This is a genomic window from Pedobacter sp. PACM 27299, from assembly GCF_001412655.1.
GTDB lineage: Bacteria > Bacteroidota > Bacteroidia > Sphingobacteriales > Sphingobacteriaceae > Pedobacter.
The window spans coordinates 1202926-1229419 of the sequence record NZ_CP012996.1 but is presented as its reverse complement, the minus strand read 5'-3'; the positions used below and the strand labels follow the sequence as shown (position 1 = coordinate 1229419).

22 protein-coding genes are annotated in these 26494 nt (G+C 40.7%); 8 read left to right on the top strand and 14 right to left on the bottom strand.

What is annotated here, in order from left to right; translation table 11 throughout:
• Together AQ505_RS05185 and AQ505_RS05180 are read left to right on the top strand one after the other, a co-directional pair.
• Complete coding sequence (locus tag AQ505_RS05185) at positions 1-492, top strand: methylated-DNA--[protein]-cysteine S-methyltransferase (protein WP_062547197.1); 492 nt, start codon at positions 1-3, stop codon at positions 490-492.
• Between the two features lie 11 nt (positions 493-503).
• Positions 504-1019, top strand: coding sequence for a DUF421 domain-containing protein (locus AQ505_RS05180; protein ID WP_062547196.1), 516 nt, complete (start codon positions 504-506; stop codon positions 1017-1019).
• Between the two features lie 87 nt (positions 1020-1106).
• On the opposite strand, the gene AQ505_RS05175 is transcribed toward AQ505_RS05180, so the two are convergent.
• From AQ505_RS05175 to AQ505_RS05160, 4 genes are read right to left on the bottom strand one after another with little or no spacing between them, the layout of a single operon-like run.
• Positions 1107-1535: a hypothetical protein gene (locus tag AQ505_RS05175; RefSeq protein ID WP_062547195.1), complete on the bottom strand. Its 429-nt coding sequence runs from the start codon at positions 1533-1535 to the stop codon at positions 1107-1109.
• A 7-nt stretch (positions 1536-1542) separates the two neighbouring features.
• Complete coding sequence (gldC, locus tag AQ505_RS05170) at positions 1543-1878, bottom strand: gliding motility protein GldC (protein WP_062547194.1); 336 nt, start codon at positions 1876-1878, stop codon at positions 1543-1545.
• On the bottom strand, positions 1879-2157 hold the full coding sequence (locus AQ505_RS05165; protein ID WP_231635024.1) for a hypothetical protein: 279 nt from the start codon (positions 2155-2157) through the stop codon (positions 1879-1881).
• Between the two features lie 10 nt (positions 2158-2167).
• Entirely contained in the window at positions 2168-3499 is a 1332-nt protein-coding gene (locus AQ505_RS05160; RefSeq protein WP_062547192.1) for a DEAD/DEAH box helicase, read from the bottom strand.
• Between the two features lie 113 nt (positions 3500-3612).
• On the opposite strand from AQ505_RS05160, the gene AQ505_RS05155 reads away from it, so the two are divergent.
• The 5 genes from AQ505_RS05155 to AQ505_RS05135 all read left to right on the top strand — a co-directional run bounded on the left by AQ505_RS05155 (position 3613) and on the right by AQ505_RS05135 (position 10888).
• Positions 3613-5517, top strand: a complete 1905-nt coding sequence (locus AQ505_RS05155) for a M1 family metallopeptidase (RefSeq protein ID WP_082461752.1) — start codon at positions 3613-3615, stop codon at positions 5515-5517.
• Between the two features lie 26 nt (positions 5518-5543).
• On the top strand, positions 5544-6881 hold the full coding sequence (locus AQ505_RS05150) for a dihydroorotase (protein ID WP_062547191.1): 1338 nt from the start codon (positions 5544-5546) through the stop codon (positions 6879-6881).
• Positions 6882-6909: 28 nt separating this feature from the next.
• Positions 6910-7965 carry a DUF3810 domain-containing protein gene (locus tag AQ505_RS05145; RefSeq protein ID WP_231635023.1) on the top strand — a complete coding sequence of 352 codons (1056 nt, stop codon included), beginning with the start codon at positions 6910-6912 and terminating at the stop codon, positions 7963-7965.
• A 74-nt stretch (positions 7966-8039) separates the two neighbouring features.
• A complete protein-coding gene (gene hscA, locus AQ505_RS05140) occupies positions 8040-9899 on the top strand; it encodes a Fe-S protein assembly chaperone HscA (protein ID WP_062547189.1) in 1860 nt (619 codons plus the stop codon).
• A gap of 35 nt (positions 9900-9934) precedes the next feature.
• Positions 9935-10888, top strand: coding sequence for a zinc dependent phospholipase C family protein (locus AQ505_RS05135; RefSeq protein WP_062547188.1), 954 nt, complete (start codon positions 9935-9937; stop codon positions 10886-10888).
• Here AQ505_RS05135 and AQ505_RS05130 read toward each other — a convergent pair.
• From AQ505_RS05130 to AQ505_RS05085, 10 genes are all read right to left on the bottom strand, one after another.
• On the bottom strand, positions 10885-11544 hold the full coding sequence (locus AQ505_RS05130; RefSeq protein ID WP_062547187.1) for a VTT domain-containing protein: 660 nt from the start codon (positions 11542-11544) through the stop codon (positions 10885-10887). The genes AQ505_RS05135 and AQ505_RS05130 overlap by 4 nt on opposite strands.
• A 175-nt stretch (positions 11545-11719) precedes the next feature.
• The gene (gene dnaN / locus AQ505_RS05125) at positions 11720-12844 is read right to left on the bottom strand and encodes a DNA polymerase III subunit beta (protein WP_062547186.1); all 1125 of its coding nucleotides are present in this window, start codon (positions 12842-12844) and stop codon (positions 11720-11722) included.
• A 34-nt stretch (positions 12845-12878) separates the two neighbouring features.
• Entirely contained in the window at positions 12879-14555 is a 1677-nt protein-coding gene (gene gldG / locus AQ505_RS05120) for a gliding motility-associated ABC transporter substrate-binding protein GldG (protein ID WP_062547185.1), read from the bottom strand.
• A complete protein-coding gene (gldF, locus tag AQ505_RS05115) occupies positions 14549-15277 on the bottom strand; it encodes a gliding motility-associated ABC transporter permease subunit GldF (RefSeq protein ID WP_062547184.1) in 729 nt (242 codons plus the stop codon). The genes gldG and gldF overlap by 7 nt, the downstream gene beginning before the upstream one ends.
• 102 nt (positions 15278-15379) lie before the next feature.
• On the bottom strand, positions 15380-17188 hold the full coding sequence (locus AQ505_RS05110) for a SusD/RagB family nutrient-binding outer membrane lipoprotein (RefSeq protein ID WP_062547183.1): 1809 nt from the start codon (positions 17186-17188) through the stop codon (positions 15380-15382).
• Positions 17189-17206: 18 nt separating this feature from the next.
• Positions 17207-20629, bottom strand: coding sequence for a SusC/RagA family TonB-linked outer membrane protein (locus tag AQ505_RS05105; protein ID WP_062547182.1), 3423 nt, complete (start codon positions 20627-20629; stop codon positions 17207-17209).
• 68 nt (positions 20630-20697) lie between these two features.
• Positions 20698-21888 carry an ROK family protein gene (locus AQ505_RS05100; RefSeq protein WP_062547181.1) on the bottom strand — a complete coding sequence of 397 codons (1191 nt, stop codon included), beginning with the start codon at positions 21886-21888 and terminating at the stop codon, positions 20698-20700.
• A gap of 773 nt (positions 21889-22661) precedes the next feature.
• Complete coding sequence (locus AQ505_RS05095) at positions 22662-23186, bottom strand: outer membrane protein (RefSeq protein ID WP_062547180.1); 525 nt, start codon at positions 23184-23186, stop codon at positions 22662-22664.
• Positions 23187-23277: 91 nt separating this feature from the next.
• Complete coding sequence (locus AQ505_RS05090; RefSeq protein ID WP_062547179.1) at positions 23278-23985, bottom strand: ATP-binding cassette domain-containing protein; 708 nt, start codon at positions 23983-23985, stop codon at positions 23278-23280.
• A gap of 1 nt (position 23986) precedes the next feature.
• On the bottom strand, positions 23987-24907 hold the full coding sequence (locus AQ505_RS05085; RefSeq protein WP_062547178.1) for a glycerophosphodiester phosphodiesterase family protein: 921 nt from the start codon (positions 24905-24907) through the stop codon (positions 23987-23989).
• 60 nt (positions 24908-24967) lie between these two features.
• Here AQ505_RS05085 and AQ505_RS05080 point away from each other — a divergent pair, with 60 nt between their 5' ends.
• On the top strand, positions 24968-26449 hold the full coding sequence (locus AQ505_RS05080) for a glycine--tRNA ligase (RefSeq protein WP_062547177.1): 1482 nt from the start codon (positions 24968-24970) through the stop codon (positions 26447-26449).
• Positions 26450-26494 lie beyond the last annotated feature (45 nt).

Sequence of the window (26494 nt, the reverse complement as noted above, 5' to 3'; positions counted from 1 at the left end):
ATGACCAGTACCTACTGCAGTATTTTACAAAGTCCGATTGGCATAATTTACGTGTTTGCCGAGGAAGATTCAGTAAGCAAAATTACTTTCAAGGAGAGCGATACGCAAGGCCTTTCAGAGAATAAGGTCAGCAAATTAGCAGCGGCACAGCTAAATGATTATTTTGAAGGGAAATTAACTGTTTTCAGTTTGCCGCTAAAACAAGCAGGGACGAGCTTTCAGCAAGGTGTATGGACTGCTTTACAAACCATTGAGTATGGGAATACCTGTTCTTATCTGGAATTCTCCAGGCAGCAAAATAACGTGCTGGCGATTCGGGCAATTGCTGCAGCAAATGGAAAAAATAACCTGGCCATTGTCATCCCTTGTCACCGGGTAATTGGCAGTAACGGCAAACTCGTGGGTTATGCCGGAGAATTATGGCGCAAAAAATGGCTGCTGGATCACGAAAGGGCCCTCAGTAAAAAAGGACAAATGACACTTGATTTCTAAATCAAAAACCTATGAACCAATACCTGGATATTATTCTAAGAAGTCTTGCCGTTTATGCATTTATGCTGGTTGCCATCCGCCTGACTGGGAAAAAGGAACTTTCTCAGCTCAACACCACTGATGTAGTATTGATTTTACTGATCAGTAATGCGGTTCAAAATGCGATGGTGGGCAACAATACCAGCTTACTGGGGGGATTGGTGGCTGCTGCTGTCCTATTTACCCTCAACTTCGCACTGAAAAAACTAATGTATAAGAGTAAGAGGTTCCGAAACCTGCTATCCGAAAAACCTGAAATTCTGATCCACAATGGCAAGCTGGATTTTGAAAAACTGGCTAAACTCGACATCACCGATGATGAATTGAGGGAGGCCATGCGGGAACACGGCGTGGAGAAATTCAAGGAGGTGAAACTCGCCATTTTTGAAGTAGACGGAAACATCAGCATCATTACCGGCACGGATACCCTTAAACAGAGCCATTACAAACGCAAAAGAAAACAAAAAGCGCTTGGCGGATTGAATTAAGATGAGCATAAAAAAAGAGCTGATCGGATCCGATCAGCTCTTTTTTTATTTAAAATTTATGAGGTGATCAAAGCACCTTTTCTTTGGTTATGAAACCTCTTTAGCCAGTTCTGGTGTTCCCTTTTGTACCAGTACCACCCTTGGTCTCCTTACGGTGATTAACACTGCGGCACCAGCCAGAATCACGTACCAACCCCATTTTAGTTTCACCATTCCTGAAGCCACACTCACCAGCTTTTTGAAATGAAGGAAGCCAAAAGAATCGTTGACTTTAAAATAAATACCGACCAGCGAAATTGCAACTAATGCAATTGCTGCCCATCCTGCAAACTTGATTAAACCTATTTTATTAGCTAAAGAACCTAATAAAGCCACCGCTACCACCACATAAAAAGTAATGGCTAATGTGATGTCTATATCAAAATAGTTCCAGTTTCCAATAATTGGTAAGCGCATCAGCGGACAGAATCCGCCAGCAGCCATAATTGCTGCACCAATAACTCCCTGAATTTTCATCCTGATTTTATTGCTGCGTATTAATTCCCATTTTATCGGCAAAATGCGCGCAATAATCGCGTAAATCTTCAACGATCAATTTCTCTCCAGTAGCTTTAAGGAAGCTATCTCCCATCGTTTGCAAAGTTTCATAAAAGAATCTTTTCATCTCATCTACAGGCATGTCTTTAGTCCATAGATCGATGCGCATAGAGTTCTTATAGTTATGATCCCAAAGTGCCAACATCATTGACTTTACAGGTACCTGCTCTTTTGTAGCTGAATCTGTAGATTCCCAAAGGATATTATCAGGGACATTATTGTCGTCTAATTCAACGGTAATTTTGATTTCTGCTTGTTTCATTTAATTTATGCTAACTTTTATAATGACAAATAAGAGAACAGTAAAAAGAATTACTGTACATTCCACTATCCATATCTTTTTCAGCTCAGGAATAAACTTCCTGAAAATCTGATCGGATATAAAAGCGATCACTGCGATGAGCAAACTAAAGCCAATCAGAATGGGCTGTAGGTTGATCGTATGCGCATTTGATGGCGGTCTTTTTTCAAACAACAGCACAGCTGCAATCGCAATACAAACTGCAGAAATGATGTTAAGTGGTGTCAGTTTTACTTTCAATTCCCTTGTTTTACTTTTTATTTTTGAACTTCTTAGACTTCCAGGCAGGAGTTTTATTTTTCATTTTCTCTCTTTCTGAAGCTGCAATTGCCGCGGCATGCTTCTTCTCATGGAAAGCTCCTTTGAACTCAGGATCATCCTTACGTTTCTGGTCGTCAATTGCTCTGGCAATTGCCTGACGTTCTTCATAAGGAGTCTCTTCTACGAAAATTTCTTCCGGCAAAGGTAGCACAGGAATCTGTTGTCTGATCAACTTCTCTATTTTCTCAATGTAATATTTTTCCGCAGGCGTAGCGAAAGTCAAGGCATCCCCCTTGGCATAAGCCCTACCCGTACGGCCGATGCGGTGTACATAATCTTCAATAATGATTGGTACATCGAAGTTGATCACATGACTCACCTCAGAAACATCAATCCCTCTGGAAGCCACATCTGTAGCCACTAATACCCTGATGTTTCCTTCTTTAAAGCTGTTGATAGAGTTGATTCTTGTGTTTTGCCCTTTATTGGCATGAATTACCCTTACGGCATCTTCACCGAACCTGCGCACGATAAAACTGAAAATATTATCGGCAACCGTCTTCGTTTTACAGAAAATGATCAGTCTTTTAAACTCTTCATCATTTTTCAGCAGGTGCTGTAATAAATTGATTTTTGTTTTGAAATTGGGCACTTCATACAGCTTCTGCGTCACTGTTGCCGCAGGAGTAGCTTGCAGGCCTACTTCAATGATAGTGGGGTGTTTCAGGAAGTCTCCCGCAATTTTCTGTACCAGATCACTCATGGTTGCAGAGAACAGCAAATTCTGACGACGACGGGGCACCACTTCTAAAATCCGGTGAATGGAACCGATAAAGCCCATATCCATCATTTTATCCGCTTCATCCAGAACTAAAAACTTAAGGTATTGTGTATTGATGTGTCCAGCCAGATAGATGTCTAAAAATCTTCCCGGCGTAGCCACAATTATGTCTACACCTGCTTTAATCTGTTCGATTTGTGTTTTTGGACCAATACCGCCGAAAACAACAACGGTACGCAAGTCTGTATATTTAGAGAAAATTTTGACATGTTCAGTGATCTGCATCGCCAACTCTCTGGTTGGTGCAAGGATCAAGGCTCTTGGCGCATCACCCTGTGCATATTTTAATTGCATCAGGATCGGTAAAACATAAGCTGCTGTTTTTCCGGTTCCAGTCTCGGCAATGCCGAATATATCCTGTCCTGATAGAACGGGTGCTATTGATTTTTCTTGTATTGGGGTGGCAACAGTAAACCCTGCATCAGCTACAGCATTTAAAATCTGTCGATTAAGGTTAAACTCTTCAAATGTTTTGGGCATTTTGCAAAGATACTATTATTTATAGGATCATCAGCTCAACGTATTATTTATGATCACGATTGTTTTAAAAAATCTTAAATAATGTACTTTTATAAGTATAACGAATGAACCAGATGCAAAAACAACAAAACAGATGGTTAAAGGCAATATTCCCAGCTGCCTTTGCCTTACTGCTCTGCGGAAGCACAGCTGCTTATGCCCAGGAACTATACCTGCCAAGAAATATAAAGATGGCTTATGAAAAAGGAAGCCGGTCAAAAGACGGGAAACCGGGCAAAAATTACTGGCAGAATAAAGGTAAATACGACATGATGATCAGTGTAGATCCAGTCAGTAAAATCGTAAGCGGAACGGAAACGATCAAATACACGAACCACAGTCCAGACACCTTACATCAAATTGCAATTCGGTTTGTCAATAATTTACATAAACCAGAAGCTCCACGTGCAAATTATGTGAATAAAGACTTTCTATCTGATGGGCTAACCATCAGTTCTTTGCAAATTGATCAGCAGAAATACAATGTAAAGAATGAAAATTGGGGAACTGTAGGGGAACTTGAATTAAAAAAACCATTGAATCCGGGGCAGACGGCCGAATTAAACATCAGCTGGTCTTACCCTTTATCTAAAGAAAGCGGCAGAGAAGGTCAGCTGGACAACAGTACATTTTTTGTGGCTTATGCTTTTCCCAGGGTATCTGTTTATGACGATTATTATGGCTGGGACCTCATCCCCCATACCGACAGGGCTGAATTTTACAACGACTTTAACGACTACCGCTTAACGGTAAAAGTGCCTAAAAACTTTGTGGTATGGGCCACCGGAGATTTACAAAATCCGCAGGAAGTACTGCAGCCGGTTTTTGCAGAAAGATTAAAAAAATCCTATACCAGTGAGGCCATTACCCCAATTGCCAACGCAGAAGAAATGACAAAGGGACTCGTGACGCAGCAAAACGACTGGAACAGCTGGGTATTTACTGCCGATCACATTACAGATGTGACATTTGCCTTGAGCAACCACTATCTATGGGATGGCGGAAGTGTGGTCGTAGACCCAAAAACCGGTAGAAGAGCGAGTGCACAGGCCGCCTACGATGCCAAAGCGATCGATTTCCCAAAAGCAGCAGACTGGACAAAACAAGCTTTATCCTGGTTTTCAAACCACTGGCCAGGCGTAGCTTATCCATTTTCAAAGATGACCGCAGTGCAGGGCTTTGCAGATATGGAATACCCAATGATGATCAATGATTCGACCACGCCAGATCTGGAATTTTCCCAATTTGTATTGAATCATGAGGTGGCACATACTTATTTCCCTTTTTACATGGGCACCAATGAAACCAGGTATGCACACATGGATGAAGGCTGGGCCACCACATTAGAGTACCTGATCTCTACTGCACAGCTTGGAAAAGTGAAAGCAGATGAGAACTTCAAAAAATTCCGTGTAGACCGATGGATCAATGATCCTTCCGGGGAAGAAGATCAGCCAGTAATTACGCTATCTACACAGGTATCCGGCGCTGGTTATGGCAATAATGCTTATGTTAAACCTGCCCTTGCCTACCTTGCCTTAAAAGACATGCTGGGTGACGCTGCCTTTAAAAAGTACCTTCATGCTTATATGGAGCGCTGGAATGGCAAACATCCCATTCCATGGGACTTCTTCTACACCTTTAATAATGTATCCGGACAAAACCTGAACTGGTATTGGAACAACTGGTTTTTCAGCAACAATTACATTGACCTTGCTGTTAAACAAGTATCTAATAAAGGACTCCTTTACCAGATTAAACTGGATAACGTGGGTGGTTTCGCCGTTCCATTTGATATAAAACTGAAGTATAAAGATGGATCAACAGGCGTGTTTCATCAAACTTCAGCGGTTTGGAAGGCCAATCAAAAATCAACAATCATTTCTCTGAATGCAAAGCAAACAGTGGTAGAAGTTCAGGTGGATGGCGGCATATTTATGGATGCCAGTCCTGCAGACAACATCTGGAAGGGCAAATAACATTTTTTTTATTTAAGTTTGAAGGCATGAACACCATTCTGATAAAAGCGGCCTCAGTGGTAAACGAAGGCCAAATATTTGTTGCTGACGTACTCATTAAAGAGGGATTTATCGTAAAAATTGCGCCAAACATCACGGCGGAGGGCGCAAAAGAAATCAATGCAGAGGGCTTACACCTCTTCCCGGGAATGATCGATGATCAGGTACATTTTAGAGAACCCGGACTAACGGATAAAGCGGACATATTTTCTGAAAGTATGGCTGCCGTTGCCGGAGGGATCACTTCCTTCATGGAAATGCCCAATACTGTTCCTAATACCTTAAGTCAGCAGCTGCTGGCTGATAAATATCAGATCGCCTCAGATGTTTCTTTAGCGAATTACTCGTTTTTCATGGGTGCTTCCAATGACAACCTCGATGAAGTCTTAAAAACTGATCCTAACAACGTTTGCGGGATTAAAGTATTCATGGGTTCCTCTACCGGAAATATGCTGGTAGACAACGCGACGGTTTTAGAAAACATTTTCAAAGAAGCGCCGATGTTGGTGGCCACACATTGTGAAGATGAAAAGACCATCAGAGAAAACATGGCACGCTACAAGGCAGAATATGGCGACAATATCACCATAGACATGCACCCATTGATCAGAAGTGCAGAAGCTTGCTATATTTCTTCTTCAATGGCAGTAGAACTGGCTAAAAAATACCAGACACGTTTACATATTCTACACATCTCAACCGCTAGAGAAGTCGCGCTTTTTGACAACATTACGCCATTAAAGGATAAAAGAATCACTGCCGAAGCCTGCATCCATCACCTTTGGTTCGACGACAGAGATTACGCCACTAAAGGCAACTGGATCAAATGGAATCCGGCAGTAAAAACAGAACAGGATAAAGATGCGATCTTAAAAGGTGTTTTAGACGGTCATATCGACATTATTGCGACAGATCATGCTCCTCATACGATTGCAGAAAAAGAACAGCCTTACCTGCAGGCCCCTTCTGGTGGCCCATTGGTACAGCATGCGATGTCTGCCTTATTAGAAATGTACCATCAAAAGAAAATCACACTAGAGCAGATTGCAGAAAAAACAGCGCATAATGTGGCGACTTGTTTCCAGGTAGACAGAAGAGGTTTCATTAGAGAAGGTTACTGGGCAGATTTAGTTTTAGTGAACCTGAATGATCCGGTTAAAGTGACCAGGGCAAACCTTTGGTACAAATGCGGATGGTCGCCTTTTGAAGGACAAACGTTCCAGTCGGAAATCACACATACCTTTGTTTCTGGAAATTTAGCCTATCAAAAAGGCAGCTTTATGACCAATGAAAAAGGAAAGAGATTAGCTTTTAACAGGTCTTAAAATTAATGAATAACAACTCATGAAATTAATGGACAAACCCAGAGTTAAACAGTTTGTCCTGCTGTTCAGTCTGTCGGGAATCGTATTTCTTGCCGGACTGAGCAGTAATTTTATAGAAAAATACTATTCCAATGGCCTATACCAGGTCAGTTCAGTGATTCAGCGATGGATCAGTTCCCTATTTACCTTTCCTGTTGGCGATTTCCTGTATCTCTTACTCGTTTTATACATTTTAAGGAGCCTTTATCTGTTTTTCAAAAAGGTCTTTCAAAAGAGACTAAACGCTTCAGATCGAATCAACATTCCCTTGCAGGTGATGAATTTCGGATTGATTTTATACCTGGTGTTTAAAATCTTATGGGGATTAAACTATTCCCGACCTACGATCAGCAAGCAATTGGGAATTTCAAATGAAAAGTATACTACTGCAGAATTAGTGCTGCTGGGGGAATATTTTATCGCCAAGCTGAATGGTTTACAAAGCATCAAAAAAGAACACTATAACCTGGATCAATTGGAAAGTAAGGCAAAAACAGCTTACGATAGCCTAAAGAAAACCAATGCCTTCTTCAATTACCGGGCGCCCTCAGTTAAGGCGGTCCTGAACAGCTGGGTCGTGACCAAAATAGGGATTGAAGGTTATTACAATCCGGTATCAGGCGAAGCCAATGTAAACACCCGACTGCCCACAACCTCCTTACCTTTTGTGACCTGCCATGAGATTGCCCACCAATTGGGCATTGGCAGAGAAGATGAGGCCAATCTGATCGGTTACCTTGTGGCCATCCACAGTACCGATCAAAATTTCCAGTATTCTGCGGCTTACAATATGCTGAGAAGTATTCTTTTTGAGATCAAAATCAAATCTCCTGAAGATTATCAACGCTTATATGAAAAGATAAACCCAGTTACTTTAAATGATTTCAAGATAGAAAGGGCATTTTGGAAAAAATACAATAGCGACATGTATGGCTATATGGATGTGGCCCTGGACAGCTTTTTAAAGCTAAACAACCAGAAAAAAGGAACAGATAGCTATCAGGATATTGTATTGTGGTTATATAATATTCATAAAAAGAGCTGATTCCTGCTCAGAAGGTTAAAACATTACAACCTTAAAACAAAAAAAGAACAAAACATTCCTAAATTTGCCTCACTATGGCAAAGATCTCCATTAACCTCGCAACAGGTTCCTTACAGAAAGAAGAAATCATCGTCGGCATTGACCTTGGTACCACCAATAGTTTGGTCGCCTTTATCAACCCCGACAAAAACCCTATGGTCATTAATGACACAGGAAAAGGTGTTTTGGTGCCATCAATCGTGCATTTTAATGCCAATGGCGATGCAGTTGTAGGTAATGATGCCAAAGAATTTTTAATCAGCGATCCCTCAAATACTATATTTTCCGTTAAAAGATTATTAGGCAGATCTTATAAAGATGTTGCTGCACATCAGGATACTTTTTCTTACAAAATCATAGATGACGAAAACGATTCTTTGGTGAAAATTAAAGCTGGTGATAAATTTTATACGCCAATAGAACTTTCAGCAGAAATACTGAAGGAACTGAAAGCAAGAGCAGAACATGCGTTAAAAACCCCGGTAAACCGTGCGGTGATTACGGTTCCTGCTTATTTTAACGACAGTCAGCGCCAGGCCACCCGTGATGCGGGCAGGTTAGCAGGTCTGGACGTGCTGAGAATTGTGAACGAGCCAACCGCAGCCAGTCTGGCTTACGGAATCGGCCTGGATCCTACTCAGCAAAAAACAATTGCGGTATATGACCTTGGTGGAGGAACGTTTGACGTTTCCATCCTATCTATTCAAAACGGAATTTTCGAAGTATTGGCCACCAATGGCAACACCTTTTTAGGAGGTGATGATTTTGACCGTGCCATCGTTCATTACTGGATAGAAAAAAATAAATTAGATAGCGCTGCCTTATCAGCAGATCAAGGTTTAATGCAGTCTCTAAGACTAAAAGCGGAAGAAGCTAAAAAATCATTGAGTACTCAAAACCTTTTCAATGAGCAGATCGGAGCAATCTGGTGTACCTTAGACAAGCAGACTTTTGAAGACCTGATTTCAGCTAAAGTTGCTGAAACTTTAAACGCCTGTAAACAAGCTTTAAGCGACGCTAATTTAACAGTAGCAGAAATTGATGAAGTAGTACTTGTGGGTGGTTCTACACGCACACCTTATGTGAAAGCAAAAGTAGCCGAGTTCTTCAATTCTACACCACATGATCAGATTAACCCGGATGAAGTAGTGGCATTAGGTGCTGCAATACAGGCTGACATTCTTGCTGGAAATCGTTCAGACATCCTTTTACTGGATGTAACCCCATTATCTTTGGGAATTGAAACCATGGGTGGATTAATGGATGTCATCATCCCTAGAAACGCAAAAGTACCTACCAAAGCAGGCAGACAATACACCACTTCTATCGACGGACAAGTGAACATGAAGATCTCTGTATTTCAGGGAGAACGTGACCTGGTAAAAGAAAATAGAAAACTGGCAGAATTCGACCTGAAAGGGATTCCTGCAATGCCAGCAGGATTGCCAAAAGTAGACATCAACTTTATGCTCAATGCAGATGGGATCCTTACTGTTCAGGCCATAGAACTTCGTTCTGGCGTAAAGCAGGAAATCGACATCAGCCCAAGTTATGGCCTTACCGATGATACCGTGGAGAAAATGCTGATCGACAGCATTACCCATGCTAAAAGTGATGTCGAGCAACGCATGTTAATTGAAGCAAGAAGTGAAGGGGAACAATTGGTCTACACTGCGGAACGCTTCATCGAAAAACATGGCAACTTCTTAACAGCTACTGAAATTACAGACACTAAAACTCATATTGAATCGCTGAAAAGCGCATTGGCAACCGCAGAAAAAGATACGATATTGAAAAAGGCGGATGAGTTGAATGAGTTCACCCGTCCATTTGCGGAAAGAGTAATGGATATGGCCGTTTCTTCAGCCATGAAAGGAAAAAGCATCGAAGAATAACCAGGTAATAGGTTAAAATATATAGCTTGACAGGGATGAATCGTGTATTGATCCCTGTTTTGCTTTTTATGACCTGGCTGCTGTGCTCCTCCTGGGGATTTTATGCGCATCAGCGAATCAACTATCTGGCCGTATTCACGCTTCCTAAAGGCCTGAATGCTTTCTATAAGGCAAACATCAGTTATCTCAGTGATCATGCGGTAGACCCCGACAAACGTCGCTATGCGGACACTGCAGAAGCAAGCAGACATTTCATAGATGTGGAATGTTATGAAAAAAACATAGATAGCATTCCCAGAAAATGGACAGAGGCGCAGAAAAAATACGGCCTCAAGCAATTATCCACGAATGGCAGCCTGCCCTGGCAGATTCAAAAATCCTATTTCAAGCTCGTTCGGGCCTTTGCAGAAAGGGATTCTCTAAAAATATTAATCTATTCCGCCTACCTCGGTCATTACGTTTCTGATGCACATGTGCCGCTGCATACTACTCAAAATCACAATGGTCAGCTCAGCAACCAGCATGGCATTCATGCCTTTTGGGAAAGCCGCTTACCGGAATTATTTGCAGCGCAATACAATTTTCGGGTCGGAAAGGCAGTATACCTCGAAGACCCTTTGAAAACTGCCTGGAAAATCATTAGTAACAGTCACCGGTTACTAGATAGTGTACTAGCTATGGAAGCAAAAGTAAGTGCAAACACCCCTGGAAGGAAGAAATACAGTTTTTCGAAGCGACAGCAATTGCTGATCCGGCAATACTCCATAGCTTATTCCACCGCTTATCATCAGGAAATGAACCAGATGGTGGAAAAGCAAATGCGATCTGCAGTCCATGCGACCGGAAGTTATTGGTATTCCGCCTGGATCGACGCTGGACAACCCGACTTAAAAAAGATGCCTAAAAAAAACGCGGCTTCCAGTGATGTTCAAGAACTCGAAGCCGCGCCGCTGCCCAATGGGCCTATTTTGATTAGAGAACCAAATTAGTCCTTTAAAATATCTTTAGGTTTAATTCTGCTTTTAATCGCCGCATAAATCACAGGACCGAAAGTTACGACAGCAATCGTAATGATCACAATTGAAAAGTTATCTCTGATAATTGGAATTTGTCCAAGTAAGAAACCAGCAAACAGCAAACTGAAGATCCAGCCAATACCACCCACTACGTTGTAATAGGTAAATCTGCCGAAAGGCATTTTAGCTACACCAGCTACAAAAGGAGCGATCGTTCTGAAGATCGGAAGAAAGCGACTAAAAATAATTGCTTTACCACCATGCTTTTCAAAAAACTCATGGGATTTGTTATAGTATTCCAGTTTCAGGATTTTATTTCCTTCTTTAAATACTTTAATACCGAAATAGCTACCCAATCTGTAATTCAAGCTGTTTCCAGCAATTGCAGCAATGGTGAGGAGCAGGAACATGATCCAGATGTCAAGGCCGGTTCCACCTTTTGCGATCAATGCACCAACGGCAAACAGCATCGAGTCACCAGGTAAAAATGGGGTCACTACAAATCCGGTTTCCGCGAAAATAATCAAGAATAAAATAAGGTAAGTCCATGTCTTATAATCGCTTACCAGCTGCACTAAAGCCTTATCGGTATGCAATATAAAATCTACTAGTTGTGATAAAAGTTCCAAATCGTATAGTTTAAGCCCAAAATTAAGAATAACATGTTAATAAACATCTTATTTTGAATTTTAGTATTCAATAATTAGTTAGCTGTGACAGAATAAATTCCGTGGTTCTTCTGGGAATTTTGCAAAAAGAAGGCCTGATAAAATACCAGGCCTCTCATTATACTTTAAGATAATTCTAGTTATAGTTGTTCAGCATCACTGGCATCACCAACATCAGAACATCTTCGTTCTCGTCATTTGTGTGTGGAATTAACAATCCTGCACGGTTAGGTGTAGAAAGTTCTAAAGTCACTTCTTCACCACTTAAATTGCTAAGCATCTCGATTAAGAAACGGGCATTGAAACCAATTTCTAAATCTTCACCTTCATACTGACAGCTCAAACGCTCATGTGCTTCATTGGCGAAATCTAAATCCTCAGAAGAGATATTCAGTTCAGAACCATTGATTTTTAAACGCACCTGATGTGTGGTTTTGTTCGCAAAAATCACTACCCTACGTAAGGTATTTAAGAACAAAGCACGGTCGATGATCAGTTTATTAGGGTTATTAGCAGGAATTACCGCTTCATAATCTGGGTAACGCTCATCAATCAGGCGACAAACCAGGTTGATGTTTTCAAATTTAAAGAAAGCACTTGTGGCATTATAATCTACAGAAACATTCACATCTGTAGATGGCAACGCTGCTTTTAATAAAGTCAATGCTTTTTTAGGAAGGATGAAAGAAGAAGCTTTTTCGCCTTTACTGTCCATTCTTCTATATCTTACCAATTTATGTGCATCAGTCGCTACAAAAGTAATGTGCTGCTCAGATAACTGGCAATATACACCTGTCATTGCTGGACGTAACTCGTCGCTGCTCACTGCAAAAATAGTTTTGGTAATTGCTTCTGTCAATACCGAAGCAGGAAGGTTTATCGATGAAGCATTTTCTACTACCGGAATTTTCGGAAAATCGTCCCCATTTTCTCCGCTTAGTTTATATTTACCGTCACCTGCGCTGATTTCAATAGAGAAAGTGTTGTCATCAATATTGAAAGAGATCGGCTGATCTGGTAATGTTTTTAATGTGTCTAAAAGTATTTTTGCTGGCACAGCTACTTTTCCGCCTTCCTTAGACTCAACCGGTAAAGAGGTGGTCATGCTGGTTTGTAAATCAGTAGCAGAGATGGTTAAACTTCCATCTTTAATTTCAAAAAGGAAATTCTCCAATATCGGCAATACAGTACTGCTGCTTGACGCACCGTTTACTGTTTGCAAATGTTTTAATAACGTTGATGTGGATACAATAAATCTCATAGTATGATCTTGTCAGTTCTCAAAAATATAAAAATTACCTCGCATACTTATACTTGCGGTAATAATGTTGAAAAATCGCGAACGATATTAACAATAATAATGGCAAAGCCATATTGACCAATTGCCATTGAAGTTTTTCGGTACGCAGTTTCGCCTTATCCAACAGTCTGATCTTAACCTCTTTATTCCTCAAAGCGATTAAATGATGGTCATTTGACAGGTAATCTGCGATATTTAGGAGCAAAGCTTTATTTCCGTAGTTTTTTTGCGTGTATCGGTCGAAGCCCAACGGAAATGCAGAACCGTCCTTACTGCTGATTTGATTTTTGAAGACATCACCGTCGCCGATCACAATCATTTTGGTTGGCTTGCTCGTTGCCGGAAGCGGATAATTTCCTGTAATTCCTGCCGGAACAGAACGGTTTAAAAACACCGAAGGAAAACTGCCTTCAATCAGGACCCCCAAAGCCTGTGGCTTGCTCGCATAATCACGTGGATCCGGCTGCTCTGCTACCATTTGTAAAGACAACAATTTTGGCGCATTGAACACCTTATTAAAAGGAGAAGAATGTAAAATTACCGTTTTCTTTAATCCTTTCACTGCAATGGTATCTATCGTGCTGACAAATTCCCCTCTGATGACATCAATATTTTTAACGAGGTTATGTGAAGTATCTGGCTGTATTAAGGGATAATATACCCATGGTGCCATTTCAATCTGACCGTTTCCACCCATACTCAATGGAATTTCTGCGCAATTGGCATCGGCAATCAGGTTGTAGTTGATCCTTGAACCATACATGAAGAGCATGTCGTCCAGGTTTAGTTTCTTGTTAAAAGCCAGCTGTTCTCCCGAATCTTTCAGGCTGTCCAGATCGGCACTCACCTGATCGATCGCCCAGACTACCCGACCACCTTTCATCACAAAATAATTGATTTTATACTTTTCAGCTTCTGTAAACTCCTGCTGAGGTTTGGCAATGATCAATGTTTTCAACTTGTCCAATCCCGCAGCATCAATGGTATTCAGGTTTACCCTGCCCACCTCATAGTTATCGGAAAGCGTCGTGATGGCATCGTTCAACATTAAATCCGTTAATTCTCCATTTCCTTCAGTAAAACCGATGCGGGGATGTTCTGAAGAAAGCACTTGCTGAATCGCTGAGGTAAAGAGGTATTCTAAATTCTGAATCGAGTTGTTGATGTTCTCCTCATAACCACCGGTTGCCCCTAAATTCTGTAACAGCTTTACCGGAAGCTGCCGATCCGGACTCTCCAGCATCGCCATCGGAAAGACTATTTTCTGTGCAAAACCTGCATCATTTTTAATGTTGATGGTAGTAGGTTCGATCCCTGCACTATATAAATGGTTGATCACCGTATCCTGATCTGCGATAGACAGCCCTGAAATCGGATCTTTAAAGATCACTTTAATTTCCTGTCCGGCTGCTGCTCTATAATCCGCAAGCAAGTCTTTGGTGGCATTTCTCAATCTTTTAAAAGGAGCTGGTAAATCGCCATCCAGGAACACGGTAATGGTAATCGGGTGTTTAATATTTTTCAGGATCTCCTTCGATTTTAGGGTTAATGTATATCGTTTTTCTTTGGTAAAATCGATTCGGGTATACACATATTGCGCCAGGACATTGATTAAAACCAACGCGATAATGAAAATGGCAATACTAACTATTTTACGCTGCTTAATTACCATTTCCGACCTCCGATCACCAATTTAGTTGCGCCTAGAAAAACGATAATAAAGCTCAGGAAATAAACCAGATCCCTTGTATCCAGTACACCCCTGCTCATCGATTGATAATGTTCATTCACACTCAGACTGAGTAATATATTTTCAATTGCCCGAAGGCCAAAAATCTGACTCATCGCCTCAAATCCGCTGTAAGCGAAGAAACATAGAAATACGGAAAGCGCAAAAGCGACCACCTGGTTTTTAGTCAGCGAAGAGGCAAAAATCCCAATGGAGACAAATGCAGCGCCCAATAGCAGCAAGCCTATATAAGAACCGATGATGGCACCGCTATCAATATTTCCTATTGGCAAGGCCAGCTCAGAAATGGTATAAGAATAAATCAGGGTAGGCAGCAAAGCGAAGATGACCAGTACAAAACAGGCCAGGTATTTGGCAAAAATAATCTGCCAGTCGGTTACCGGCCGTGTAGCCAGCAGGATATAAGTCCCTTCCCTCCGCTCCTCTGCAAAAGAACGCATGGTCATGGCAGGGATCAGAAAAAGGAATAAAAAAGGAGCCAGGCTGAAAAAGCCATTGAGCTCGGCATATCCATATTCCAGGATAGAGGTATCTGGAAAAAACCAGAGCAATAAGCCGGATGCCAGTAAAAATACACCGATGGTAATATAGGCCATCAATGAATTCAATAAACTAAATAACTCTCTTTTAAATACCGCGTACATTCATTTGGATTAATGCTGCCGAAGTTAGAAAATTTAAAAGACAAAAAAAGGCTGCCCGATAAAATCGGACAGCCAAACATTAACTATTCCTTATCTTAATTATTATTGCTGATCCCACCAGATTCTGCCTTTGGTATCGTTGATATCGGTACCATAAGCCGCATCTTTGGCTTTCATATCAGCCACTGCTTTAAATTTATTAGCACTGTTTAAGTCAGAACCAGGAAGCACACCTCTTCTTGGTTTGGTCAGGTTGGCATTACCATTCCAAAGGTTTTCCAGGTAGGCAACGCCAGTACCATCTCCAATATTTCCAGGAGTAGTTGGCTGTCCAGGTCTGAAATCTTTAGACTGAGGATAACCTGTTCTTTTCCACATTGCCCATGCTTCTTCTGGTTGTGCCAGGTAATGTACCCAGGCTTGAGAATAAATGCTCTCCAGATTACGGTAAGGGTAACGGGTTAAAAAGTCGCCCATAGCAAGGGTTTCAGCATAAGGTACACTGATGTCTGTTCCTACTTTTTTGTATTGATCAAATGAAGCAGTCACACCAGCATTATACCATGCTGCAGCATCTTTTCCTAAAGCCTCACTGCCTTTTTTAGCCGCAATTTCCGCCATCATAAAACAAGTTTCTGCGTAGCTTAAAAATAAAGATTTGTATTTCAATAAACTACCCGCAACCAATTTATCATTGGTATTCAATAACGGATCTGGAACATCTACTTTAAAACCACTATTCTTCACAAAATAGCGACCTTGAATCAGCGATTGGTAAGTTAAACTTACAGAGTTGCCAGTAGTTGCAAAAGTCTGGAAACGACCTTCACCTGTTGGCCCATAAGCCGCAGATTGTGAGGCAGGGAAAGTATGTTTTCCATAATAGCGCTCCTTATATTCAGGTGTTGCTAATCTTGCCAAAGTAGCTGGAGTAGCCACTGGCAATAAAGCACTGTAAGCAGGGTTATTAGTTCCCAATTGATTTTCACGAACCAATACTGCCAATCTTGGATCTTTTGTTGATTTTAAGAATTCTACAAAAGGATAAGCTGCATTGTAAGTAGTTTTTATCGCATTGATATCATCCACGTTATTGTTCCAGTCTTTGGTATGGTTAATTCCGAAGGAGTCCTCGTAAGAACCAATCAGCTGAGCACCGAAATTGGTCTGGATGTCGTTAAGGACTGCTACAAGATTTGCAGGGTCTCTTTTCTCATAGCGCTGTGCAAGTTTAATACGTAAAGTATTCGCAAACTTCAACCATTTGGTCATGTCACCATTATAGAACAAATCATTAAGGCTCATGTCCATTTGGTCGCCAGGAATATTCTTAATCGCTGTAGCTGCCGTTTTTAGCTTGGCATCGAATTTTTTATACAGGTCATAATCATATTCGTAAGCGGGATTTGGAAACTTTATATCCTGAAAAGCCTGATCGTAAGGCATTGCACCTACCACATCTGCCGCTCTCCATGCTTCATAAACATCCGTGATCTGGCCCATCGCTTTTAGATTTTCATATCTTGGCTTGCGATCTTCCGGCATAACCTCAATTTTAGCTAACAACCTGTTGATGCCCACGCCTATCACTTTATAATAATCTTCATAATAAGAAGACACCGGAGGACTTCCGCCTTTATTAGCTCCTGGAGCCCAATACAAAGCAGTAAGATCCGCATCAGCACCATCCCTCACGATATACTGCATGTAAGACATAAAGGTATACCTGTTGATGATTCTATCTCTTCCATTGTAATTCATATCCTGGACAGTAGAGGTGAACAAATACCTTGGATCTACATCTTCCAGGGTATCAGGCCTTGTATTAAGGTCAATCATGGTTTTTTTACAAGATTGCCCAACTGAGGCGAAGACAATCAGCCCTAATATATATAGTTGTTTCTTTTTCATTTTTTTAATTTTTAGGGATTAGAACTTAACATTTAAGGAAACTGCATAATTCCTGGTAAAAGGAACACCACCAGTAATCCATGGGCTAAAAGGATCGTTACTTTGAACAGATTCTGGGTTTTGCCCACCCACTAAGCTGTTGTATAAGTAACCCAGGTTTCTCGCTGTAAAGTTGATGCGCGCACCTTTAATTTTCACTTTATCCAGAATTTGAGTAGGGATCTGGTAACCTAAAGTCACCTCACGCATCATGATCCATGACATTTTAGAAATAGCTCCTGAGTTGTTCAATGCATTCTGCCATCCTTTAGTGTAAGAATAATAAACAGAAGCTTTCCATGGTTCTACCAATCCTTGATCATAAGCAGCTCTGAAGGTCATTCCTCCGATTGATTTAGTAGGATCAATTAAACTCATTTGTCCAGCAGCAAAAACAGCATCTGGAATCGCACCATCATATACTGTTTGACCTGTATAAGAATCGATACGGGCAACACCACCATGTGCCTGATCACGATATTTCAACGAAGCCAAAGGAACACCATTACCCATAGAATAGGCGTAAGTTTCTGAGTACACATAACCACCGAAACGAGCATCTACTTGTGTAAACAAGCTGAAGTTCTTATACCTTAAGTTCACAGAGAATCCGCCTGTTAAGCTTGGCTCTACTCTACCGATTGGCAACCTTCCATTTGGCAGGTCACTTTCCTCATTGTCAACCAGGTTATAATTGGCTACATTATATTTCAAGTTTGGATCTGCATTTGCCAATCTAGGCGCATTGATGATAAAAGGGAAACCTGTGGCCGGATCAATCTTTACTGTGGTATTTGCACGCATTTCAAGCACGCCAAAATCGCCGCCTTCATAAGCCCAAACCTGTCCACCTTCATAATCTCCTGTAATGTTCCAGGCTTTGATTCCTTTACCAAATTCAATGATCTTACTTCTATTATGCGCCAGGTTAAGGGATAAATCTACACCCCAGTCTTTCGTTCTAACTGGAGATCCGCTAATTGTGGCTTCAAAACCTTGATTCTGAATATTTCCCGCATTAAAGAACGATTTAGGATAACCGGTTTCATAAACACCATCCAGCTTCAATAGCTGATTGAAGGTATTTCCTTTATACCAGGCTACATCAACATCAATTCTATTTTTCAAGAAGGACAGGGTTGTACCAAATTCTATTTCGCGTTGTCTTTGTGCTTTAAGGTCATAATTTGGTTTAGTATCCCCATTGATTTGCGTGGCTAAAGGCACTGTTTTGCCATTGATGTCCACCATCACACTTGGCGCATATCCAGCACCAGTATCAAAGGCTCTGGCAATACCCGCGCTACCAACATAAGCAATGGAAGCTCTGATCTTTCCAAATGACAACCAGGATGGCATTTTATCTTTAAAGTGATCAGAGAAAATATAAGATAGGTTTGCAGAAGGATAAAATACAGAGTTGTTGTTCTTACCCGGAACAATTGTTGGATAAGTTAACGTAGAAATCCAGTCATTACGTCCAGAGATCTCTAAATTCAGGTATTTTTTATAAGCAAAATTCACTACTCCTGCCAAACCAATAGTTAGAGAAGAAGGCAAAGAAATACCATATTTTCTGGTGGTCGTATTACCTGGGCCGCCTTCTACTGGCTGAATGGAGTTGGCAAGGAAGAAGTTATTAGGAACCGCTAAACCACCACTGGTAGCCGCACTATAAGTCTCTCCCAGTTTATTGCCATAAATCTCATTGATCAACCTAAAATCAACATTCAGGTCTTCATTAATGTCTTTATTGGCATGTCCCATGAACAATAAGGTATAATCTGTTGAATAACCACCACCTACACTATAATATCCTCCTTTGTTGTCTTTTTCATTCCCATACTCCTTAGTTTCCTCAAAGTTTTTCTGGTAATTAAAGTTACCTCTTGCACTAAAATCTAACCATGGATTCACCTGAGCTTTCAACTGAAGAAAACCTAATAAAGAATTTTCATGATTTGCATAGTTCTTTTTGTCGATTCTTGAAAAAGTATTGACCACGGCATCAAAGTTCCCTCCAGGTCTGCTATAGGTATAAATTTCGTTATTTGCAGGATTTCTGTAGTTGGCATACCAATCCGCAAAATCCAGGTTTCTAGGCAAATAGTAAGTACTGAAAGCTAAAGCATTATCACCGATTGTAGAATACCTACCTTGGTTATAATAGTTTTTAGTCACCGTATTTGCATAGCTCAATCCCATTTCAGAAGAGAAGATCTTATTGATTTCACCACCAATTTTAAGGTCTATCGCATCTCTTTTCAATCCGTTATTAGGCAGTGTTCCTTTGTTGCTGGTATTAGAATAAGAAACACGGTAATTGAATTTATCTGTACTTCCACCTAAAGCAACGTTGTTATTGATGTAATTTCCATTGCGGTAAAAGGTTTTCCAATTGTCTGGCTGTGCTTCATAAGCCACCATTTTTGATGGGTTATAGATCGCAGGTGTTAACCTTCCATCGAATTTCGGCCCCCAGTTACCATTCGTTCTACTTTGCGTACCATCTGGTCTGAATGCGCCTTCTCTGGTCACAAAACTTCCCATACCATAATCATTCTGAAGGTCCATAAAACTCTTATAAACATCAGTGATCTGATAAGTACTACTCACCTCAATGCCTAATCCTTGGCCACTTTTACCTCTTTTAGTGTTGATCACTACTGCTCCATTTAAGCCTCTGGAACCGTATAATGTAGTTGCTGCTGCACCTTTTAGGATCGTGATCGATTCATAATCATCCGGGTTTAAGTTTTTAAGCTGAGAACCACCATCACTGGCATCACCATTCACAATGTTATTGGTGATCACCTGACCATCAATTACAAAGATTGGCTGATTATTGGCCTGTCTTTCTCCACTTCCCAGAACTTTAGCACCCCTGATCTGGATGTAAGGAGAAGTCTGGACTCCTGCAGTTCCCACCACATTGATATTCACACCGGCAACCTTACCTTGTAAACCTGTAATGGGGTTCACCGTATTGGTACGTGTAATCTCATCTCCTTTGATCTTGGTGACAGAATACCCCAGGTTTCTATCGATCTTTTTCACACCGAGTGCACCTTCTACGGTTACTTCCTTCAAGGCATTATCTGTAGGTGCTAAACTTACGTTTAGAACCATATCAGTTCCCACCTTCAGTTCTTTACTGGCATAGCCAAGGTATCTGAATTCCAGTGTATTTCCCGCGACTGCTTCAATGGAGAATTTTCCTTCTGAATTGGTGCTGGTTGATTTTTTTGTTTCTTTCACCCGGACGCTTACTGCGGGCATGGGTGTGCCTGATTCATCCTTTACGGTACCTGTTGCGGTACGACCGGTCTGGGCAAAGACGCCGATGCTCCAGAATAACATGGCACAGCTGAGCCATGTCATTTTTAGTAGTAGTTTAGTCATAGTTTTTTAGTTTAGAATTGGGTTTGTATAATTGGTAAAGGATGGTTCTATCTATGTGATAACTGTGCTTATGAAAATTCGGATCTTTCCATCACCATATTGGCTGCACCGAGTAATTCCGCATCATTGGCGATCTCAGAAACTTCAATATGGGTACATTCTGCAATCCTGGGAATACAGAATTCATTAATAGCCTGCTGAATAGAAGGCATAAACATCTTTCCTGCAATCGCGCCCCTGCCGCTCAATACAATTTTTTCGGGATTCATGATGTGGATTAAGGTGGCTACACCTTTTCCTAAATGGAAAGAGGCATCAGCTAAGATGGAAACAGCCAATGGATCGCCAGAACGCGCGGCTTCCAGAAAATGGTCGCCATCATGTTTGGATCCATCCAGAAACAAGCGTTTCATACTGGATTCTACCCCTGCTTCTACCTGAGCTTTTGCTTTTTTTGCCATGACCAATAAGGAAGTTTCTACTTCCAGACAGCCACGCTTGCCACAGGAACACAATTGGTTGCTTCCAGACAGCGGAATGTGACTAAATTCACCTGCGAAACCACTATGACCTCTGAAGATCTTTCCGTCTATAATCATTCCCAGTCCGGTACCCCAGCCCATATTGATCACCATCACATCTTGCTTTCCTTTGGCCTTTCCAAACTTCAGCTCTGCCATAGCAATTAAACTGGAATCATTGTCGATGAAAACCGGAAGATTTAATTTCTCACTCAGGTAATCTCTCAGGTTCTCCCCCTCGCTGATCGGAAATATGGTGTAATTGATTCCTTCTTCGATATTGACGAAACCAGGCATACCAATGCCGATCCCCAATATATGATCCGGATTAATGGCAGATTTCTCCAGATTAAGCTGGATAAAAGCAATTAATTTCTCCAGCGCATCGGTATCTGTATAAGTATCTATTTCAATCACCTGAAGCGGGAGTTGAATTTGATGGGTTAAATTATAGATGACCATACGGGTAACCATCTGATCTACAGCAACGGAAACGATATAACGTTCTTTTTTAGGATTCAATAGAAACATGGATGGTCTTCTTCCACCACTGGAAGGTGCAAGGCCATCGCTGATGACAAATTCATCAGTGATGAGTTCGTTCACTACGGCAGTCACAATAGGTAGGCTCTTCTGAGTCAGTTTACTGAGCTCATTCAAAGAAAGTGAGAAGCCTGAATACAAGTGCCTAAGTAGTTCTCTTCTTAGTTGCGCACTCTTTTTTATTGTTGCAGACATATTTGGCGTTTGGTTTACATAAACATATAAAAAGTTAAATTAAGAATTCAATACTTTTATATTTTTTTAATAAGTCATTAAGCGTTGTGAATAAAATAGATAAGTGTACAAGTAGTTGATTTTTCTAAAAACCTTCCGGGAGAAGGTAAAAAAGTGATTTAAAAAAAATCACCTGAGTATAAAAAATTAACTTATTGAGAAATGACTTGGTTTTAAGTAAATAGCTGCTAGAAAATATTATCTTTTTACTTTAAATTGACAAAGTAAAAGCATCGTTACAAATCTTCTCCAAAAGAAGCGGTTAGTGTTAATTTTACACTACAAATAATTAAACAAAAAAAGTTTAAAATAATTTCTTTTTTTTCTAAAATTGGATTTTTATGGGCTAAAAATGACCTAAAACAAGACGATTTTGACCTGAAAATAAGGGCTGAAAAATCAAATTCTTCCCAAAACCGATCAAGTCGGACATAATGTTTTAAAAAATCTCTAAAAATCCGTCTTTTTTTAAGGGGAAAAATGGTCAAATATATGCTACCTGGATGTCTTCGAAATGGGGACAATCTGGCCTGCTCAATCAGATAATAATTGGAGCCTGGCTCATTACACTGGTAAGACCTGAGTGAAGCAATAATACCATATCATGATGAGATCAATACAGATTCGAACAGAAGTTGGCATTGATAAATAAGGAATAAAAAAAACAAGGCCTTCCTAGAAACAGGAAGGCCTTGCAACTGTGCTAAACCGGCACAGTATAAAATTAGTATAGCCTACAAACCGAAGTTAAATGCTGCTCTGATACCAAAGAAAGAAGCTGTACCATTGTTAGACCAGCCCTCGTAACGACCGCCTAAATCAACTGATGATTTATCTGAAACAGGGAATTCAACACCAATACCTGGAGAGTATACGAAAGCTGTTCCGCTATTATTGCTACCCGTTGCAAATGATGCACCTAGTTCACCGTTGATGTAAAAGTTCTCTGCAAGGAAATATCTCGCACCAGCTTTAACAGGAATAAATCCAGAATTGAATTTAGTACCTAATATCTCTTTTGACTCGAAATTAATGTATCCGGCACTTCCTGTTAAATTCAAATTCGGCGCGATTGGGTGTTGGTAGTTTAATGATCCACCATAACCGAAGTTCTGGAAATCTCCAAAGTTTCCTACTGGGAACGCGAATTCTGCACCTATACCTAACTTAGGTCCATTCATAGCAGGATCTTTCTGAGCCTGAGCAGTTGAAAATGCAAAAATACCTGCGATCGCTGTTAGTAAAAATAATTTTTTCATGTGTTTAAGTTTAATTTTTATTATTGATATAAAATCAATACACAAATACAAAAACTTGGCCAATGGCGATAAACACCTCAAAAAATCTTCATCAGGAAGTCAATTTCCTGAAAATATCCTCTAAAGAAGTCAGTTGGTGTTCTTTTTTGAGTTCATCAATTGATGCATTCGCTACAATCCGCCCTTTATCAATGATAATGACCTCATCACAGATGGCCTCTACTTCCTGCATAATGTGTGTAGAAATGATCACTGTCTTATTTTTACCCAGCTGTTTGATCAGTTCCCTGATCTCTGTGAGCTGATTGGGATCCAATCCTGAAGTGGGTTCATCTAAAATCAGCACCTGCGGATCATGAATGATCGCCTGTGCCAGACCAACCCTTTGCTTGTATCCTTTAGAGAGCATGGCAATCTTCTTATGCTGTTCCGCAGCAAGCCCCACCTTTTCAATGGTTTCCTTTACGCGCTGCTTCGCCTCTTTCAATTGATAGGTTTCCGCTACAAACAATAAAAACTCCTGCACATACATATCCGCATATAAAGGAGTGTTTTCCGGAAGGTAGCCCATGATCTTTCTGACTTCAATCGACTGTGTCCGGACATCAAAGCCGCATAGACTCGCGGTGCCGGATGTAGGGCTCAGATAACTCGTCAGCATTCGCATCGTAGTAGATTTCCCGGCACCATTCGGGCCTAAAAATCCTAAAATCCTACCTGGCTTAGCATTAAAGCTAATGCCATCTACCGCTTTCTGCTGATCGAAATGCTTGCTGAGTGAACTGACCTGAATGCTCAATTTATTTTACCTTTTTAACGTGTGAAGAACGAATCTTTTTATCTTTTCTATATTGATCGAATTCTTTTCCTGCCAGTTCCAGATTGTCCGTAGAAATCATATCGGCACCACTTTCCAGGTACTGGTAGTAGTATTTGCCATTTGGTCTGGCCAGTGATCGTTTGTCTAAGTTGCCCATGGTGCCCATGATACAGGTAATCCCCTTTTCATGTAAACCCTGAAAAACTTTCTGTTCCGGAAGCGAAGTGCCTACGAAAGCTACAATCCTGTTATTTGGCACCCCTTTACCATTTAATCTTTCTAAATCTGTATCGTATTTTACCGAAGCAGAAATCATCAGGTCTGGTGCCAAACGGTGTACTTCTACCGCCTGGTTGTCATTATAAGTAATCACGATGGAATTTGATTCTGATCTTGTTTTGCGTACCTCGGCGATAATTTTAGAAAATGGCACTCCTTTTTTTACATCTATCGTAAATAACACCTTTCCTTTCCCCCAAACCAGTACTTCATTTAAAGTAGGGATTTTATAAGGGGTTAAAGTTCCGTCATCATCTTTCAGCTGCAGTTTTTGCAATTCTGCATAAGTATAATCACCAATCATTCCGGTACCTGTACTGGTTCTGTCCAGGCGATCGTCGTGCATGATCACCAAAACCGAATCTTTACTCAAGGCCACATCAAACTCGATCACTACCGGCTGATATTTTGTAGCATGCTCAAAAGTAGCGATACAGTTTTCAGGGAACCCCTTCATAGGTCCTCCTCTATGTGCGGATATCAGTGGATAACCAGGTGTTTTTCTATTTAAAAATGACCTTAATTCCTCGCCATTGCTAAAAGAAATGTAGTTTTTCGTTTGTCCTGTGCAAGATACGGCAAGCATTAACAAGCCTACCAGAAGCAGATTAAATTGTTTCATGGTCAAAAGTAGGAATTTAGGTCCTATATATATTTGTTAATCTTCTATATTTGCATCATTATGGCAAAGAACACTAACGACGAACAATTTAAAAATGTAATATCACATGCCAAGGAATACGGTTTTGTATTTCAAAGCAGCGAGATTTATGACGGACTAAGTGCGGTATATGACTACGGACAATTAGGCTCTGAATTAAAAAATAACATTAAAACTTATTGGTGGAAATCCATGGTTCAGATGCATGAAAACATTGTAGGAATTGATTCTGCAATCTTTATGCACCCGAAAGTATGGAAAGCCAGCGGACATGTAGACGGCTTTAGCGATCCAATGATCGACAATAAAGACTCGAAAAAACGCTACCGTGCAGACCAGTTGTTAGAAGATAAAATTGCCCGTTACGAGAAAGACGGTAAAACTGATAAAGCTGCAAAATTGCAAGCTGATATGGATGATGCATTAACAGCTGATGATCTTCCACGCTTAAAACTACTGATCGAAGAGCATGAAATTGCTTGTCCGGTGAGTGGTACAAAAAACTGGACGGATGTACGCCAGTTTAACCTGATGTTCAGCACACAGTTTGGTGCCATGGCAGAAGGTGCTGAAGAAGTATATTTACGTCCGGAAACTGCACAAGGTATCTTTGTGAATTTCTTGAACGTGCAGAAATCAGGAAGAATGAAAATTCCTTTCGGAATCGCACAGATTGGTAAAGCGTTCAGAAATGAAGTCATTGCCCGTCAGTTCATCATGAGAATGCGTGAATTTGAACAAATGGAGATGCAATTCTTTGTTCGTCCAGGTGAAGATGCAAAATGGTTTGCTTACTGGAAAGAAGCACGTCTAAAATGGCATGAGGCTTTAGGTACTCCTGCGGAGAAATACCGTTTCCATGACCATGTGAAATTAGCACATTACGCAAATGCCGCTACTGATATTGAATTTGAATTCCCATTCGGATTTAAAGAAGTAGAGGGTATCCATAGCCGTACAGATTTCGATTTGACACAGCACCAGACTTTCTCTGGTAAGAAAATGCAGTATTTCGACGCCGAACTAAACGAAGAAGGCAAGCCTTACGGAAATTATGTTCCTTACGTGATCGAAACTTCTATCGGTTTAGACCGTATGTTTTTATTAACAATGATCAATGCTTTCGAAGAGCAGGATTTGAGTACAGAAGAAAAACAAGACAGCAGAACTTTACTACGCTTACACCCTTGTTTAGCACCGGTTAAAGTAGCAATCTTCCCATTAACGAAGAAAGACGGTTTACCAGAAAAAGCAAGAGAAATCATGAACAGCCTGAAACTTGATTTCAACTGTGTGTATGAAGAAAAAGATGCCATTGGTAAACGTTACCGCAGACAAGATGCGATTGGTACGCCATTCTGTTTAACTGTAGATCACCAGACTTTAGAAGACAATACCGTAACTATCCGTCACCGTGATTCGATGGAACAGCAAAGAATTGACATTAAAGACCTGGAAGAATTGATCTCTAGCAGAGTAAGCTGGAAAAACCTTTTAAGATAAGGTCGTCCAAATCATTATAAAAAGCCCTGCAATCCAAAGATTGCA

What these genes read in the sequence shown, in the direction of transcription:
- AQ505_RS05185 (WP_062547197.1), top strand. Translation starts at nt 1, where the DNA reads ATGACCAGTACCTACTGCAGTATTTTACAAAGTCCGATTGGCATAATT.
- AQ505_RS05180 (WP_062547196.1), top strand. Translation starts at nt 504, where the DNA reads ATGAACCAATACCTGGATATTATTCTAAGAAGTCTTGCCGTTTATGCA.
- AQ505_RS05175 (WP_062547195.1), bottom strand. Translation starts at nt 1,535, where the DNA reads ATGAAAATTCAGGGAGTTATTGGTGCAGCAATTATGGCTGCTGGCGGA.
- gldC (WP_062547194.1), bottom strand. Translation starts at nt 1,878, where the DNA reads ATGAAACAAGCAGAAATCAAAATTACCGTTGAATTAGACGACAATAAT.
- AQ505_RS05160 (WP_062547192.1), bottom strand. Translation starts at nt 3,499, where the DNA reads ATGCCCAAAACATTTGAAGAGTTTAACCTTAATCGACAGATTTTAAAT.
- AQ505_RS05155 (WP_082461752.1), top strand. Translation starts at nt 3,613, where the DNA reads ATGCAAAAACAACAAAACAGATGGTTAAAGGCAATATTCCCAGCTGCC.
- AQ505_RS05150 (WP_062547191.1), top strand. Translation starts at nt 5,544, where the DNA reads ATGAACACCATTCTGATAAAAGCGGCCTCAGTGGTAAACGAAGGCCAA.
- AQ505_RS05145 (WP_231635023.1), top strand. Translation starts at nt 6,910, where the DNA reads ATGGACAAACCCAGAGTTAAACAGTTTGTCCTGCTGTTCAGTCTGTCG.
- hscA (WP_062547189.1), top strand. Translation starts at nt 8,040, where the DNA reads ATGGCAAAGATCTCCATTAACCTCGCAACAGGTTCCTTACAGAAAGAA.
- AQ505_RS05135 (WP_062547188.1), top strand. Translation starts at nt 9,935, where the DNA reads ATGAATCGTGTATTGATCCCTGTTTTGCTTTTTATGACCTGGCTGCTG.
- dnaN (WP_062547186.1), bottom strand. Translation starts at nt 12,844, where the DNA reads ATGAGATTTATTGTATCCACATCAACGTTATTAAAACATTTGCAAACA.
- gldG (WP_062547185.1), bottom strand. Translation starts at nt 14,555, where the DNA reads ATGGTAATTAAGCAGCGTAAAATAGTTAGTATTGCCATTTTCATTATC.
- gldF (WP_062547184.1), bottom strand. Translation starts at nt 15,277, where the DNA reads ATGTACGCGGTATTTAAAAGAGAGTTATTTAGTTTATTGAATTCATTG.
- AQ505_RS05110 (WP_062547183.1), bottom strand. Translation starts at nt 17,188, where the DNA reads ATGAAAAAGAAACAACTATATATATTAGGGCTGATTGTCTTCGCCTCA.
- AQ505_RS05105 (WP_062547182.1), bottom strand. Translation starts at nt 20,629, where the DNA reads ATGACTAAACTACTACTAAAAATGACATGGCTCAGCTGTGCCATGTTA.
- AQ505_RS05100 (WP_062547181.1), bottom strand. Translation starts at nt 21,888, where the DNA reads ATGTCTGCAACAATAAAAAAGAGTGCGCAACTAAGAAGAGAACTACTT.
- AQ505_RS05095 (WP_062547180.1), bottom strand. Translation starts at nt 23,186, where the DNA reads ATGAAAAAATTATTTTTACTAACAGCGATCGCAGGTATTTTTGCATTT.
- AQ505_RS05085 (WP_062547178.1), bottom strand. Translation starts at nt 24,907, where the DNA reads ATGAAACAATTTAATCTGCTTCTGGTAGGCTTGTTAATGCTTGCCGTA.
- AQ505_RS05080 (WP_062547177.1), top strand. Translation starts at nt 24,968, where the DNA reads ATGGCAAAGAACACTAACGACGAACAATTTAAAAATGTAATATCACAT.